Genomic DNA, 14,378 nt, shown 5'->3' on the forward strand with positions numbered 1-14,378 from the left:
GGCCGCGTTCACTTTCAGCCCGGCCTCAACCGAGCCCCGTTACCTCAGCGCCACCGCCCCGTATCCGTCCCCGGCGCGAACTCGATCCCCCGCAGCACTTCCGCAAACTTCGCAGTCCGCAGCACTGCGAATTGCTCATGCGCGGCCGTCACCGCACTCGTGTTCTTCAACACGTCACGCACCGCCACCAACCGGTTCGGATCCGCACCGACGTCGCCGTTGCCGCTGACGGTCGACGTAATCGCCCAGATCGTCACCGTGCCGTCGCGTTCGACGCGACCCGTCAGGTTGCGCAAGCCGGCCGTCGCCGGCGCCCACGGCAGGCCCGTCGCCGAATTGTTGCCCGCCGGATAGCCGGCAACCGAATACGGCTGGCCGAGGTTCAACCCGTTCTGCAGCGTGTACGCGAGCTTCCACTGCTTCGCACCCGCGTCGTAGACCCACTTCTGCAGGCCCGCCGTCGTCTGCGCGGCGGCGTGCGTGTACAGGTCCGCGCCGCCCGTATAGCCGTCGCCTTCATCCGCGACATACAGCGTGTTCGCGTCGGCGAACCAGATCCCGAACGGATAGGCAAGCGTCGTCGCGGTCTTGTTCGGCGTGCTCGGGAAACCGGCCAGCACGCACATGTTGTTCGGCAGGCCAGCCGTTTGCACAGTGGCGGCGTTGTATGCAAGCGGCGCCGTCGGCAGCACGGCCTTCGGCGACGGCACGCCGACGCCCGACGGGCACGCGGTGCCGGTCGTATCGACGAAGTACACGGTGTTCACGCCGTTTCCGCCGCTGCCCTTCGTGTAGTACACGACGTTGTCGTGCACCGCGATGCCGCGGAAGTTGTCGTCCTTGCCGATCTTGTCGGCCTTCGCGCCGAGCTCCGTGACCGAGAAGCTCGCGAGCGGCGTCGGCACGCCCGGATCCTGCTGCGCTTCGTGATGCTTCGCGCCGTCGATGAGCTGCGCGCCCGCGCCGAGGATCACGTTCTCCGGCTGCGGGTTCGCGCCGTTGCCGGCGTTGCCCGACGTGTAGTAGATCTCGCGGCCGTCGCGATCGTTCAGGATCGCCGCGCGGCCGTTGTTGCCGCTGTACGCGTTCGTTTCGGTGAAGCGGAAATGCCCGTGGCGATCGATGCGCGCGATCGCGCGATAGAAGTTCTGCCCGTCCGGGTTGGTCGGATCGACCGCGAGCGGCGTGTTCGAATTCGACACGTCGACCGTATTGACCGGCGCGACGTAGCCCATGAACGTCAGATAGCGGCCGTCGAGCGACAGGTGCAGGCCGAGTTCCGACTTCGAGCTGAAGCTCGTCACCAGCTGGTCGTGCGCGAAGCCTTTCTGCAGGCTGTTCGGCACTTCGAGCGTGCTGACGACACCGCCGGCCGGCGTGATCTGGTCGAGGAAGATGCGCGACGTGATGCCGAAGCTGCCGTCGTAGCGGTCGTTGTTCCACACGGTCGGATAGGTGCCGTCGTTCGGCGCGCCGGATGCCGCACCGCACCCGCCGGTGGTCTTCGCGCAGTTCGGCGGCAGGATCGCGCCGGGCTGGACGTTGCTCGACACGTTGTCGTACACGCTGCGGCTGAGCACCAGGAAGCCCGGCACGAAACCCGGCTCGAAACGGCTGTCGCCGTCGTTGTCGTGCGGAGCTGCGTGCGCGCCGATGCTCGCGGCGATCAGCGTGAGTGCAAAGACGGGAACGGTACGATCGCGCAGCGCGCGGCGGCGCTTCGCGGACAAGGCGAGATTCGGCATGGACAAGGCTCCGTACGACAGCGAGTGAGGACGTTGTGGGTGGACAGACTGACGACGTGAAGCCCCGCCACCTTAGCCATGCTTGATGAAGAATTGATTGCACGCGAGGTCGCGAAAACCCGCGTATGGATGCGGGTTTCCCGGTGCAATACCGCGTTATTGATCCGTAATGCGAAAGAAATGAATCAGACAGCCATTCAGGCGGACTGCCCCGCATGCGGCTGCGCGAGCTTGCCGTCGCCATACTCGCGCAACACTTTCGAAATCACGACGCGATAGCCGTCCAGCCAGCGCGCCTGTTTCGTCTTCGCCTCGAGGTGCGCCGGGTGTTGCATCAGTTGCTGCAGCGCCGCCTCCGACTCCCAGTAATAGACGTTCTGGATCAGCCCCGATGCGGCGTTTTCCCACGTCTCCTCGCCGAGATAGCCGGGCGTCGCGCGCGCCATGTCGGCGATCTGCCGGTCGAGCCGGTGGAATTCGTCGTCGTATTGCCCGGCACGGAAAATGAAGGTCGACGCGTACATGCCCGCTCCATCGAAAGCGATTGAAAGAGCGCCGATTGTAAGGCAGGTGCGGCAGGCCGCCGTCGTTACGCGGCGAGCGTATCGAAGTCGGGCCGATCGGCGAGCCACGCGTCGATGCGTGGGGCGTCGTCACGCACGCCGGCCGCGGGCACCGGCATCGCGGCCAGGGCGTGCCGTGCCCGTTCAAGCGCCTGCGCGAAGCCGCGCAACTCGCGCGTCGCGGTCCGGTCGTCGGCGTGACGGCGCGCGAGTGCTGCTTCGATGTTCATGCCGATCAATGCAAGTTGCGCGTCGATGAAGGTCTGACACAGCACGCGGCAATGCGCGGATATCGACGCAACGGCCAGCAGCACCGGCACGATCGACACGGTCAGGTAGCCGCCGGGCGCGAGCCGCGACAGGGCATGCCGCACATCCTGCCCGCCATCGGTCAACGATGCGAACACGGCATCACGCCACACCGCGCGCTCGAATACCAGCGCATCGCGATACGCGTCGAGCGCCGCGCGGTCCGCGACCTGTCCGGCCGTCACCAGCGGAATCGGGAATGACGATTCAACGGAAGATTGCGCGCCCGCCGTTTCGACGATGCAGTTCGCGCCGAGCCATCCCGCATCGTCGCGCCGCGCGGCCAGCACGCGCGACTGCAAGCGGTCCGGCAGCATCGGATCGAGCGGCACCGCGCGGCAGATCGACGGCTTGTCCGTCTGCACGCTGCAGCGCCCGTCGTCGGCCAGCGCCGCGCAACGGCCGAGCGACGGATAGTCGTAGCCCTGCAGCGTCAGCGCGATCCATTCGCTCCCCGCGCCGCCGCTGCGATGAAACAACCGCGCCGACAGCGCATCGGAAGCCGCGACGTCGTCCGCATCGAGCGCGTGCTCGCCGCCGCCCGCACGCCAGCGCTCGCCGGTTCGCCGCGTCGGCACGCGACGGATCGTCAGCGCACCGACGAAGCGATGCCCGTGCCGGAACAGTTCGCGCAACGACAGCGTCGGCGCGCTGTTGCAGCAGCGTCCACAGGCGTTGCACGCGAGCAGCCAGGTATCTACCACGGCCGTCGCACCGAATCCTGGTAGCGCGTGAGGATGAAGCGCGCGACGTCGTCCGAGTGATACGCGGCGACGAGCTGCGTGACCCACGGCTTCGCGCGATCGGCCTCGCGCACCGTCAGCACGTTCGCATACGGCGAGCGCGCATCCTCGAGGCTGATGCTGTCGCGTGCGGGTTGCAGCCCGGCGCGCGCGGCATCGTCGCTGTCGATCGCGACGAACGCGGCCGTGTCGAGCGCGGCATAAAGGCGATCGCGCCGCAGCGCGACGAGCTTCAGCCCGAGCCGGTTGCCGGTCACGTCGCGCAGCGTCGCATGCAGGCCGGCCCGCTCGCGCAGCGTCACCAGCGTGTCGTTCTGCAGCAGCACGAGCGAGCGCGCCATCCCGCGCGGATCGGCGGGAATCGCGACCGTCGCCCCGGGCTGCAGTTCGTTCAGGTTCTTCAGCTTGCGCGAGTAGAGCGCCATCGGCAGCGTGACGGTCGGCGCGACTTCGGTCAGCGCGTAGCGTTTCTGCGCGCGCGTCGCCGCAAGCTGATGTGCATCCTCGAAACTGGCCGCGTCGATCCGGCCGTCGGCCAGCGCCGCGTCGATGCGCGATGCATCGTCGAATTCGACGACGTCGATGCCGAATCCTCGCGATGCGGCGACCCGCTTCACTTCGTCGAGGATCTGCGCATGCACGCCGCGCGTCACGCCGACGCGCACCGTCGGTGCGGCCGATTCGGCGGCCACGGTCAAACCCGAATGAACGATTACACACGCGGCCATCAGCCACGCGCCCACGTCATGCACGACCCGCCTCATGTTGCATCCCTCAGAATCGTGCGAAACCCGATATGCGACGCGCCGAGATCGGCTTCCTGCTGTTCGCGCGACGACGCGCGATAGCGCACGCAGTAATCGCGCGAGCACAGGAACGAGCCGCCCTTGATGACCATCGGCGTATCGTGCTTCCGCGTCGGCGGCGCGACGGCCGCCGTGTCGCCGTTCGTATGCGACTGGTGCGGGCCCGTGTATGCGTCCTTGGTCCATTCCCACGCATTGCCGATCATGTCGTAGAGCCGGAACCCGTTCGCCGCGTAGCAGCCGACGGGCGCGAGCCCCGCATGGCCGTCCTCGGCCGTATCGAGCACCGGGAACACGCCCTGCCAGTAGTTCGCGGCCGGCTTGCCCTGCGCATCGCGCGGCGCCGCGTCGAGCGCTGCGTCGTCGCGGCCGGCCTTGCCCGCGTATTCCCATTCCGCTTCGGTCGGCAGGTCGCGCCCGAGCCAGCGCGCATACGCGAGCGCATCGCGCTGCGTGACGAGCGTGACGGGCAGGTTGCCGAGCCTGTCGATGCCGCTGCCCGGCCCGTGCGGGTGACGCCACGACGCGCCCTTCACCCACGACCACCAGGCAAGATCGCGCGCGTTCATCTCGTCGCGCGTCGGCACATGGAACACGGCCGCCCCGTCCTGCTGCTCGGCCTCGGTCACGTAACCGGTCGCCTGCACGAACGCGGCGAACTGCGCGATCGTCACGTCGGTCTGGTCGATCCAGAACCCGCCGACACGCGTGCGACCGTCGCCCGCCGGGCGCTCGTCCGCATAGCCGCGCGTGCTGCCGAACACGAACGCGCCGCCGCGCAGGTGCACCATCCCGGCCTTCGGGTCGTCGCGCCATCCGGCCGGCAGCCCCGAATAGCGCGCGCACTGTTGCTCCGAGCCGAGCGGCGCGAGCGCGCGGCCGCGATTCGCGTCGTCGAAGGCGCCGCCCGCCGGCGCGACGGGATTCGCATAGCCGGCCGCGAACGCGGCGGCGAACAGCGTGGCGGCCAGCGCCGCGCCGATCGTCCAGAACCGGAACCGCATCGTGTCGCTCCCGGCTTCAGTAGTAGCCGCGCGGACGCAGCGGCTCGACGCCGCCGACGTTGCTCATGTAGGTCTTCCACTGGTCGACGAGCGTGCTGACCACAGACGGGTTCTGCGCGGACACGTCGGTCGTCTCGCCGCGATCCGCCGCGAGGTCGTACAGCTGCCAGTGACCGTCGAGCGGCCCGAGCGGCGGCTCGGTCCACAACGCCTTCCAGCGGCCGTCGGCGCTGCGCAGGTACGCGCGGCCGTACGCTTCGTCGCCGAACGGCGCGGTATGCACCTCGCCCGTCGCCGTGCCCGTCAGCACCGGCAGCAGCGACTGGCCGGTGACCGGATACACGTAGCGGTTGTTGTAGACGACCTTGCCCTTGTTCTGGTCGACGCCCGTTAGCGTGTTGACGAGCGGCGGCGCCGGCTGCGACGGCGGCGTGACGCCCGCGACCGCGAGGAACGTCGCCGTGTTGTCGGTCACGTGCGTGAACGCGCGCAGCGTCGGCAACTGCTGCGTCTGGCCCGGCAGGCGCACGATCGTCGGCGTCGAGACGCCGCCTTCGGCCGAATAGCCCTTCGTGAGCCGGAACGGCGACGCGCTCACTTCGGCCCAGCGCAACCCGTACTGCAGGCGCTGCGCGTTCTGCTTGCCGTTGTCGGTGCCAAGCGTCGAATAGATCGGGTCCTGCCCGTTCGCGGTATCGGTCGCCGTCGGATCGGCGCCGCCGTCGATCGGCCAGCCTTCCGCGCCGTTGTCCGACTGGAACATGATGAACGTGTTGTCGTATTCGCCGATGTCCTTCAGGTGCTGGATCAGCAGGCCGATGTTGTAGTCGAGGTTCTCGACCATCCCCGCATAGATCTCCATGTAGCGCGCCTGAGCCTTGCGCTCGGCCGGCGACAGGCTCGACCACAGTTTGTCGACCTTGCCGGGGCCGTAGTCGCTGTAGCCGTCCGCGGCCGAATGCACCGCGCTGATGTATTTCGCGGCGGCCGTGCCGTTGTTCGCGGTCGCGGGCGATGCCGCCGTGGTTTCAGGCAGGCCGTCGAACGGCTTGAAATCGGCGGGAATCAGGCCGAGCGCCTTCTGCCGCGCGATCCGCGCGTTGCGGATCGCATCGTAGCCGGCGTCATACACGCCCGCGTACTTGTGCAGCCATGGCTCGGGCACCTGCAGCGGCCAGTGCGGCGACGTATAGGCCGCGTACGCGAAGAACGGCTTGCCGTCGCGCTGGTTCGAATCGATGTACGAGATCAGCTTCTGCGTATAGAAGTCGGTCGAATAGAACACGGCCGGGCTGCCGCCCGTACCGCCCGGCTGCCCGGGCTGGCCAGGCTGCACGTAGCGGCCGTCTTCCGTGTAGTTCGACGAGCCGGCCGGCTCGTGCGCGAAGTGATTCGTCGCCGCGCCGCCGAGCAGCACGTAGCTGCGCTCGAAGCCCCACTGGTCGGGCGTCTGCCCACTGCCCGTCGCGCTGCCGACGATCCCCGAGCCGATGTGCCACTTGCCCGCGATGTACGTGTGGTAGCCGGCATCTTTCAATAGTTGTGCGAACGACAACGCACGGTCATTCAGGTAGCCCTCGTAGCCGGGCAGCCCGCGCCGTTCGTCGGTCGGCACGCCCATCGTGCCTTCGCCGACGAGATGGTGGTCGGTGCCGGACACCAGCATCGCGCGCGTGATCGCGCAGACGGTGCCCGTGTGATGGTTCGACAGGATGCGGCCCGACGCGACGAGCGCGTCGAGGTTCGGCGTGTTGATCTCGCCGCCGAATGCATGGATGTCGGAATAGCCGAGATCGTCGGCCATGATGTACAGGATGTTCGGGCGTTTCGCGGCCAGCGGCGGCGTGGTGTTCGTCTGGGACGACGGCGAACCGCTGTCGACGCCGCCGCACGATGCAAGCGACAGCGCGCCGGCAATCGCGGCGCAGACGACACGGAAACGAAAAGCATGCAACGGCGACGCGGACTTTTTCATTGTTCTGGAACGCTCGATCTACGGGATCGGCGATCTTAGCGTCGCGTACGCGGCAACCAAAGTCCGATTCGTCACATGCTAACGGGGTGACGGAATATGCGCGCAAACAGAATGCCCGACATCAGCGCACACACATGTGCGCGAGCGCGATGCACGCCGAAACCGGCGCGCGGGAATCGTCGCGAGCACCGGAACCCGCGCTTTCGTCCGACGATTTCACGTGCGTAACGGGACGTTACGTCGTGTCGTTACGGCCGAACCCGTAGCAACACGTTACGTTTTCTCCGCCTCTGCATCGCCAGGAATTTTTAAATCACGATTTTCAGAAAATATCGTCTGATCAAACTGTAATGCTCTATTTATAAAAGAAAGCTTGTTAATGAATATCTAACTCGCAAACGTTTTACGTGACGGAAATATGCAACTCAAAAATTAGACGAATAACGACTTAACAAAATATGCCGTTTAAAACAACGGCAGGCATGCCTCTTGCTGACTTCCCCCACCATGTGCCGCGTTCCACCAGGAACGAATAACCCGAAAATCGGGCGGGGCCTTATTTCGTACAAATGATTCCGGGGTCGGGGAAATGGTATCGAGCGCAAGGAGGCGATTGGCCTGGGGGGCCGTGACGTGCCTGTCGCTATTCGCGACGGCGCGCGCGCAGGCACAAGACACCGTCGACGCACCGCCGTCCGCGGCGGTAAACGGCGGGCATCCGATTGCGCCGCCCTCGACGCTGCTGAACGCCGAACGCGTCCTTGAAGCCCCGACGCCCGCGCCCGGCGCGGGCCCGGCCGCGGCGAAGCCGGCCGCCGGCGCCGCATCGGCGGGCGCCCGGGCCGCCACCCGCCACGCCCTCCCGGAAGACCAGCTCGGCGGCACGGTCACGACCGATGCCGTGACGCTCGCCGGCCGCGATTTCTATACCTACTTCTCGCAGACATGGTCGGAAATCCCGCTGAGCGAGCGCTACATGGTCGCCATTCACGAACGCCCGTCCGGGCGTTACGGCAGCCTGATCTGGGTCGAATTCCAGCAAAAGCGCGTATTCCAGACTTTCCTGCCGATCGCACGGGCAAACGTCAAGGCCGTGGCCGAAAGCGCCGCCGGCATTTCCTTTCAGACCGTCATTCAGGACGATCTTTCGAATTTGCTGTTTCCCGATTCGGATCTGGCCAAAGACGAAATTTAATCGATTAATCAAAAACGGGGGTTGGGGAAAATGAATCGAATCAGATTGAGCTTGATCGCCCTGGTCGCGATGACCGCGGTGTCGCCGTATGCGTGGTCGTCGACGCTGGTTTATCAGCCGAACAACCCGAATTTCGGCGGCAACCCGGCAAACGGTCCCAATCTGCTCAACGAGGCCAACGCGCAGAACAAGCACACGGATCCGTCGCTGTCGGCCTTTTCATCGCCGACGTCCACGTCATCGCTCGACCAGTTCAATGCGCAGCTGCAGCAGGCGATCCTGTCGCGCGTCGCCGGCTCGGTGACGAACTCGATCGTCGGCACCAACGGCGAGCTCAAGCCGGGGACGATCAGCACGGGCAACTTCACGATCGTCGTGAGTGCGGCCGGCAACGGCAACCTGCAGGTGACGACCACCGACAAGACGACGGGTGCGACCTCGACGTTCATCGTCAGCAACGGCCAATAAATCAAAAAACGACTGAGCGAATCATGAAAAAAAATGCTGAACGCACACGCTTGAACACGGGGATGACACGGGTCGCCATGGGCGCGGTGTTGCTGCTGGCGCTCGCCGGCTGCGTCACGCGGCCGATGCCGGCGTTGAGCAACGCGACGCTGACGCCGCCGACGCGCACCACGCGCGACCTCACGCACCTGCCGCCGCCGAAGGGCAAGATCGTCGCGGCCGTGTACGGCTTTCGCGATCTGACCGGGCAGTACAAGGCCTCGCCGGACAGCTCCTTCTCGTCGCAGGTCACGCAGGGCGGCGCGTCGTTCCTCGTCAAGGCGATGCGCGACTCCGGCTGGTTCACGCCGGTGGAACGCGAGAACCTGCAGGACCTGCTGACCGAACGCAAGATCATGCGCGCCACCGACGGCGCGGATGCGAAGAAGGCGCAGAACGATGCGATGGCGCCGCTGATGCCCGCGAACATCGTGCTCGAGGGCGGCATCGTCGGCTACGACACGAACGTGCGGACCGGCGGGGCCGGCGTCGCGTACCTCGGGATCAGCGGATCGACGCAATACCGGATCGACCAGGTCACGGTCAACCTGCGCGCGATCGACATCCGCACGGGGCAGGTGCTCAACAGCGTGTCGACGACCAAGACCGTCTACTCCTACCAGGTCGACACGGGCATCTATCGCTTCGTCGGCTTCAAGGACCTGCTGCAGGCGGAAGCCGGGCTGACGCGTAACGAACCCGCGCAGATCTGCGTGAACGAGGCGATCGAATCGGCGCTCACGCACCTGATCGTCCAGGGGGTCGCGAACCAGACCTGGGCGCTGAAGAACGACCAGGACTGGTACGACCCGACGATGCAGCGGTATCTGCAGGAAGACCGGAAATACGCGCAGGACATGGAGGACGCGAACACCGCGTACGACCCGCAGAAGATCGATCGCCAGGGCGCGTCCACTCATTAACCGGCTCAGGCCGGCCAGCGGAGAACACATGATGAATCGACAGCGTGATCGGAACGGGCGCGCCCGCGCGGCGTGGCGGGTGCTCGCGACCGTGTGGGCAGCGGCAACGATGCAGGCGGCTGCAGCGGCTCCCGTGCCGCTCAACGACCTCGGCCCGCCCGAACCGGCATTCGACTACAGCGGCAACATCGTCGCGGTCCGCCAGAGCGGTGTCGGCAATGCCGCGTCGCTGGACCAGGCGGGCCACAACGGTGCGCTGATCTGGCAGGCCGGCGACGGCAACGCGATCGTCGCGCGGCAGGCCGGGGCGCAGAACTGGATCGCGGCGTCGCAGGCCGGTGTCGGCAACAAGCTGAATGCGACGCAGCGCGGCAACGGCAACACGTTGCAGGTGCAACAGAACGGCGCCGGCAATTCGGTCGACTCGACACAGGTCGGCACGTCGCTGTCGGCGCGCGTCACGCAGAACGGCAGCAACAACGCGGTGAACCTCGTGCAGGGCGGATCGAACACCGGCATCCAGGTGATCCAGACCGGCAACGGTGCGCGCGCGACGGTGCTGACGCGGTAACGGTCATGCAGTTTGCAGGTGCTTTGCTTCAAGTGGTGTGACGTGTGGGACGTGAGAGCGTCCTCAATTGGCGGGGGTGCCGGCAAAAGATCGACTTTTCCGGCGAATTTTCTTTCGAATCAGGAGCAAGAAATGAAGGTGACCAAGTCTGCAATCGCAATCGCAGTGCTGATGCTCGCATCGGCTGCCGCACAGGCCGATTCGTCGGGTAACAACGTGAGCGTCGGGCAAATCGGTAGCTTCAACTCGGCAACCGTCGAACAGACGGCGACGAACGGTGATTCGGTGGCGATCAACCAGGCGGCAGCCGCCGACGATCCCCGTTACGGGTTCGTCGCCAACGTGACGACCGCGGGCGGCAGCGGCGACACGACCGTGATCCAGCAGACCTCCGGGTGGGCTGAGCCGTATTCGAGCGTGAACGTGTCGCAGACGGGCACGTCGCATGAGCGGAACTATGTGACGCAGTCCGGTGGCGGCGACTTCTCGGCGACCATCACGCAGACGACGTCGGTCTACACGGGCGGCCCGCAATACGACACCAACACGATCAACCAGTACACCTACCTCAACAGCGCGTCGATCACGCAGCAGGGCGGCGGCTGGAACGCGGTGACGATCAACCAGGGCTCGCCGAGCCAGTCGGCGATCGTCAACACCGCGAACGTCGCGCAGACGGATACGATCGGCAACACCGTCGGCATCACGCAGACCGGCAACAACGGCACCGCGAACGTCCAGACGACCTGGGGCGGCGGGAACGCGACGTCGATCACGCAAACGGGCGGCACGACCAACGCCAGCGTGACGCAGTTCGGCGAGGTTGGCGACCAGGTCACGACGACCCAGAGCGGCACCGCCACCGCCACCGTGAATTCGTCGTTCGGCGCCGGCAACTCGACGACGATTTCGCAATCGGGCGGCGTGAGCGGCAGCAACGCCACGGTGCACCAGCTCGCGGCGGCCGGCAACGCGACGTCGATCACGCAGACCGCCGACGGCAACAACGCCACGGTCAACCAGTGGTACGAGTCCGGCGACAGCGCGACGATCAACCAGTCGGCCGCGTCGAACAACGCAACGATCACGCAGCAGTACGGTTACGGCAACAGCGCGTCCATCACGCAAACGGCCGCGTTCAACACGGCGTCGATCTCGCAGAACAGCTCGAACGGTTCGACGGCATCCATCACGCAGGCTTCGGCGGACAACGTGGCGTCGGTGGCGCAATCGGCATCGGGTTCGTCGACGACGGTGAGCCAGTCGGGCGACATCGGCAACTACGCCAATGCGTCGCAGACGGGTGCGGATGACCTGTTGAGCCTCTCGCAAACCGGTGCTTTCAACATCATCAACGCGTCGCAAGTGTCGGGCACGGGCAACCAGGGCTACGTGACGCAGGTCGGCTTCAGCAACAACGCCACGCTGCTGCAGCAGGGCAACGGCAACTACGCGAGCATCAGCCAGACGGGCGCCTTCAACACCGCGTCGATCAAGCAGCACTGAGCACCGCCGGTGTCACGAAAAGGCCGGACGGTTGCCCGTTCGGCCTTTTTTCATTCGACAGGGGACGATCATGGTTGGCATTCACGATCTCAACGCCTATTTCGACATCGCCGCCAGTGCCGGCGGCGTGAACATCGTGCCGCACGTGCGGGCGGCCGCGCCGGTCGACGTGTCGTACAGCCTGCGCATCACCAAAACCGGCGGCGCCGGCTCGGCCTCGCTCACACGCTCCGGCGAATCGCGACTCGCCGGCGGCGAGGACCGGCCGCTCGCGACGCTGCGGCTGAGCGTCGATTCGGGCGACATCTGCATGGCGACGCTGGTCCTGCACGTCAATGGCGAGCACGCGGAGTATTCGGTGGACTGCAATCCGCACCAGGCCGCGAATTGAGCCGGTGCGGCGCGGGCCCGGCGCGAACGCCGCACCGCGCCCGCCTCACTCATCCGACGCCAGCATGCGCGGTATCTCGTCGACGAGCGCATCGATGACCACGCGCACCTTCGACGGCACCTGGCGCGAGGCCGGCCGCACCGCGAACACTTCGGCGCCCGACACGCTGTTGCTGTCCATCACGAGCGCGAGGCGACCGTCGCGCAGGTAAGGCGCCATCAGCCAGCACGGCAGCCACGCGAGGCCCGCGCCGGCGGCGGCCGCATCGGCGATCGCCTGCAGGTCGTCGAGCCGCAGGCGGCCGGCCGGGCGATGGTCGTGCACCGCGCCGTCCGCGCCGAGAACCCGCCACGGCGTCGGTTGCCCGCCGCGCGAGTACGCGATGCCGACGTGCGACGCGAGCGCGTCGAGCCCCGCCGGCCGGCCATGACGGTCGAGATACGCGGGCGACGCGCAGATCCCCATGCGCTGCACGCCGAGCCTGCGGCCGACGAGCGCGCTCGTATCGGCCAGCTCGCCGATGCGCACCGCGATGTCGAAGCCGTCGTTGACCAGGTCGGCCACGCGGTCGCTGAACGATACGTCGATCTCGAGCCGCGGATGGCGCTCGACGAGGCGCCGCATGACGGGCGCCACGCATTGCCGCCCGAACAGCACCGGCACGCTGACGCGCAGCCGCCCCGCCGGCTCGCGCTGCCCCGCGTCGAGCGCGGCCTCCGTCTCGCCGAGTTCGGCCAGCAGCCGCCGGCATTGCTCGTAATAGACGAGCCCTTCATCGGTCAGGCCGAGCTGGCGGGTCGTGCGTTGCAGGAGCCGCGCGCCGAGGCGGCGTTCGAGCCGTGCGACGACCTTCGCGACGGCCGAGCGCGTGACGCCGAGCCGCAGCGCGGCCGCCGCGAAGCTACCCGACTCCACCACGTCGACAAATTCGGCCACGCCTCTCAGCCGCTCGTCCATGCCATTCCGCTCCAGTTGGGTCACAGGGTTGTGTCCGCACAGGCGACAGTCATCGGCCGAATTCTCGCCAATGCGTCCGTGTGCGCAACACTATGATAGTCCGCTCTATCTCGAAAAGGAGTCGACATGCACGCATGGCAAGTGAAACCGGGCGACGGCGTGGCCGGCCTTCGGCGCATCGACGCGACACGCCGCGCGGTCGGGCCGACCGACGTGGTCGTGAAAATCCACTCGGCCGGGCTGAATTACCGCGACCTGATGTTCGCGCGCGGCGACTATCTCGGCATCGGCACGGACGCGCTGATTCCGGTGGCCGACGGCGCCGGCGAAGTCGTCGAAACCGGCCGCGACGTGACGCGCTTCAAGCCGGGCGATCGCGTGATCAACACGTACTTCCCGCACTGGATCGACGGGCCGCCCACGCCGCAGAAAGTCTCCGGGTCGCCCGGCGCGCAATTCGACGGCGTGCTGGCCGAACATTTCGTCTCCGACGAAGCCGCGCTGGTCGCGATTCCCGCGCATCTGAACTACGACGAGGCGGCGACGCTGTCGTGCGCGGGGATTACCGCGTGGAACGCGCTGTTCACCGACGGCGGCCTGGCGCCCGGCGCGACCGTCGTGCTGCTCGGCACCGGCGGAGTGTCGATCGTCGCGCTGCAGCTCGCGCATGCGGCGGGGCTGCGCACGATCGTCACGTCGTCGAGCGATGCGAAGCTCGAGCGCGCCCACGCACTCGGTGCGGACGCGACCATCAACTATCGTGCGACGCCCGAGTGGCAGCACGAGGTGCTGCGGCTCACCGGCGGCGCGGGGGCGGATCTGGTCGTCGAAGTCGGCGGCAAGGACACGCTGCCGCGCTCGGTCGCCGCGACGAAGCTGGGCGGCATCGTGTCGGTAATCGGCGGCCTCAGCAGCTTCGCCGGCCCCGAACTCGGGCTGCTGTCGCTGATCGGCGGGATCCGGCAGCTGCACGGGATCATGGTCGGCAGCCGCGCGATGCTCGACGACGTCGTGCGGCTCGTCGACGCGAAGCAGATCAGGCCGGTGGTCGATCGCGTGTTCGGCTTCGACGAGGCGCCGCAGGCGTATGCGTATCTGCAATCGGGGCAGCACTTCGGGAAGGTCGTGATCCGCGTCGCGCAGTAAGCGCATCGAGGCGGCGGGTCGCTCGGCCCGCCACCTC

General features: G+C 66.9%; 14 protein-coding genes. 7 read left to right on the plus strand and 7 right to left on the minus strand.

Annotated features, from left to right (window positions below):
• Positions 1-44 precede the first annotated feature (44 nt).
• The 6 genes from CFB34_RS01080 to CFB34_RS01105 form a co-directional block, all read right to left on the minus strand.
• Positions 45-1,745 carry a hypothetical protein gene (locus tag CFB34_RS01080; RefSeq protein ID WP_089443246.1) on the minus strand — a complete coding sequence of 567 codons (1,701 nt, stop codon included), beginning with the start codon at positions 1,743-1,745 and terminating at the stop codon, positions 45-47.
• A 197-nt stretch (positions 1,746-1,942) separates the two neighbouring features.
• Positions 1,943-2,269 (minus strand): antibiotic biosynthesis monooxygenase, encoded by a 327-nt coding sequence (locus CFB34_RS01085; RefSeq protein WP_089443247.1) that lies wholly within the window; start codon positions 2,267-2,269, stop codon positions 1,943-1,945.
• Positions 2,270-2,334: 65 nt separating this feature from the next.
• Positions 2,335-3,321 carry a flagellin N-methylase gene (locus tag CFB34_RS01090; RefSeq protein ID WP_089443248.1) on the minus strand — a complete coding sequence of 329 codons (987 nt, stop codon included), beginning with the start codon at positions 3,319-3,321 and terminating at the stop codon, positions 2,335-2,337.
• Entirely contained in the window at positions 3,315-4,124 is an 810-nt protein-coding gene (locus CFB34_RS01095; protein ID WP_089443249.1) for a MetQ/NlpA family lipoprotein, read from the minus strand. The genes CFB34_RS01090 and CFB34_RS01095 overlap by 7 nt, the downstream gene beginning before the upstream one ends.
• The gene (locus tag CFB34_RS01100) at positions 4,121-5,170 is read right to left on the minus strand and encodes a formylglycine-generating enzyme family protein (RefSeq protein WP_089443250.1); all 1,050 of its coding nucleotides are present in this window, start codon (positions 5,168-5,170) and stop codon (positions 4,121-4,123) included. Before CFB34_RS01100 ends, CFB34_RS01095 begins: the two co-directional genes overlap by 4 nt.
• A gap of 16 nt (positions 5,171-5,186) precedes the next feature.
• Entirely contained in the window at positions 5,187-7,145 is a 1,959-nt protein-coding gene (locus CFB34_RS01105; RefSeq protein WP_089443251.1) for an arylsulfatase, read from the minus strand.
• A 613-nt stretch (positions 7,146-7,758) separates the two neighbouring features.
• On the opposite strand from CFB34_RS01105, the gene CFB34_RS01110 reads away from it, so the two are divergent.
• The 6 genes from CFB34_RS01110 to csgH all read left to right on the plus strand — a co-directional run bounded on the left by CFB34_RS01110 (position 7,759) and on the right by csgH (position 12,238).
• The gene (locus CFB34_RS01110; RefSeq protein ID WP_179243702.1) at positions 7,759-8,340 is read left to right on the plus strand and encodes a CsgE family curli-type amyloid fiber assembly protein; all 582 of its coding nucleotides are present in this window, start codon (positions 7,759-7,761) and stop codon (positions 8,338-8,340) included.
• A gap of 45 nt (positions 8,341-8,385) precedes the next feature.
• Positions 8,386-8,808: a curli assembly protein CsgF gene (locus CFB34_RS01115; RefSeq protein ID WP_223274286.1), complete on the plus strand. Its 423-nt coding sequence runs from the start codon at positions 8,386-8,388 to the stop codon at positions 8,806-8,808.
• Between the two features lie 62 nt (positions 8,809-8,870).
• Positions 8,871-9,770, plus strand: coding sequence for a CsgG/HfaB family protein (locus CFB34_RS01120; RefSeq protein ID WP_089443253.1), 900 nt, complete (start codon positions 8,871-8,873; stop codon positions 9,768-9,770).
• 28 nt (positions 9,771-9,798) lie between these two features.
• Complete coding sequence (locus tag CFB34_RS01125) at positions 9,799-10,341, plus strand: hypothetical protein (protein ID WP_089443254.1); 543 nt, start codon at positions 9,799-9,801, stop codon at positions 10,339-10,341.
• 132 nt (positions 10,342-10,473) lie between these two features.
• Positions 10,474-11,847 carry a hypothetical protein gene (locus CFB34_RS01130; RefSeq protein ID WP_089443255.1) on the plus strand — a complete coding sequence of 458 codons (1,374 nt, stop codon included), beginning with the start codon at positions 10,474-10,476 and terminating at the stop codon, positions 11,845-11,847.
• Positions 11,848-11,917: 70 nt separating this feature from the next.
• Complete coding sequence (csgH, locus tag CFB34_RS01135) at positions 11,918-12,238, plus strand: curli-like amyloid fiber formation chaperone CsgH (protein WP_089443256.1); 321 nt, start codon at positions 11,918-11,920, stop codon at positions 12,236-12,238.
• Between the two features lie 45 nt (positions 12,239-12,283).
• Here the strand turns inward: csgH and CFB34_RS01140 are convergent, their stop codons facing one another.
• Positions 12,284-13,195: a LysR family transcriptional regulator gene (locus CFB34_RS01140; RefSeq protein WP_089443257.1), complete on the minus strand. Its 912-nt coding sequence runs from the start codon at positions 13,193-13,195 to the stop codon at positions 12,284-12,286.
• Positions 13,196-13,321: 126 nt separating this feature from the next.
• Here CFB34_RS01140 and CFB34_RS01145 point away from each other — a divergent pair, with 126 nt between their 5' ends.
• Positions 13,322-14,341 carry an NAD(P)-dependent alcohol dehydrogenase gene (locus tag CFB34_RS01145; RefSeq protein WP_089443258.1) on the plus strand — a complete coding sequence of 340 codons (1,020 nt, stop codon included), beginning with the start codon at positions 13,322-13,324 and terminating at the stop codon, positions 14,339-14,341.
• The last annotated feature ends 37 nt before the right edge of the window (positions 14,342-14,378 follow it).

Origin of the sequence: Burkholderia sp. HI4860, from assembly GCF_002223045.2 — a bacterium.
Lineage (GTDB): Bacteria > Pseudomonadota > Gammaproteobacteria > Burkholderiales > Burkholderiaceae > Burkholderia.

Excerpts from the sequence above, each read along its gene's own strand:
- CFB34_RS01080 (WP_089443246.1), bottom strand. The coding sequence starts at position 1,745 with ATGCCGAATCTCGCCTTGTCCGCGAAGCGCCGCCGCGCGCTGCGCGAT.
- CFB34_RS01085 (WP_089443247.1), bottom strand. The coding sequence starts at position 2,269 with ATGTACGCGTCGACCTTCATTTTCCGTGCCGGGCAATACGACGACGAA.
- CFB34_RS01095 (WP_089443249.1), bottom strand. The coding sequence starts at position 4,124 with ATGAGGCGGGTCGTGCATGACGTGGGCGCGTGGCTGATGGCCGCGTGT.
- CFB34_RS01100 (WP_089443250.1), bottom strand. The coding sequence starts at position 5,170 with ATGCGGTTCCGGTTCTGGACGATCGGCGCGGCGCTGGCCGCCACGCTG.
- CFB34_RS01105 (WP_089443251.1), bottom strand. The coding sequence starts at position 7,145 with ATGAAAAAGTCCGCGTCGCCGTTGCATGCTTTTCGTTTCCGTGTCGTC.
- CFB34_RS01120 (WP_089443253.1), top strand. The coding sequence starts at position 8,871 with ATGACACGGGTCGCCATGGGCGCGGTGTTGCTGCTGGCGCTCGCCGGC.
- CFB34_RS01125 (WP_089443254.1), top strand. The coding sequence starts at position 9,799 with ATGATGAATCGACAGCGTGATCGGAACGGGCGCGCCCGCGCGGCGTGG.
- CFB34_RS01130 (WP_089443255.1), top strand. The coding sequence starts at position 10,474 with ATGAAGGTGACCAAGTCTGCAATCGCAATCGCAGTGCTGATGCTCGCA.
- csgH (WP_089443256.1), top strand. The coding sequence starts at position 11,918 with ATGGTTGGCATTCACGATCTCAACGCCTATTTCGACATCGCCGCCAGT.
- CFB34_RS01140 (WP_089443257.1), bottom strand. The coding sequence starts at position 13,195 with ATGGACGAGCGGCTGAGAGGCGTGGCCGAATTTGTCGACGTGGTGGAG.
- CFB34_RS01145 (WP_089443258.1), top strand. The coding sequence starts at position 13,322 with ATGCACGCATGGCAAGTGAAACCGGGCGACGGCGTGGCCGGCCTTCGG.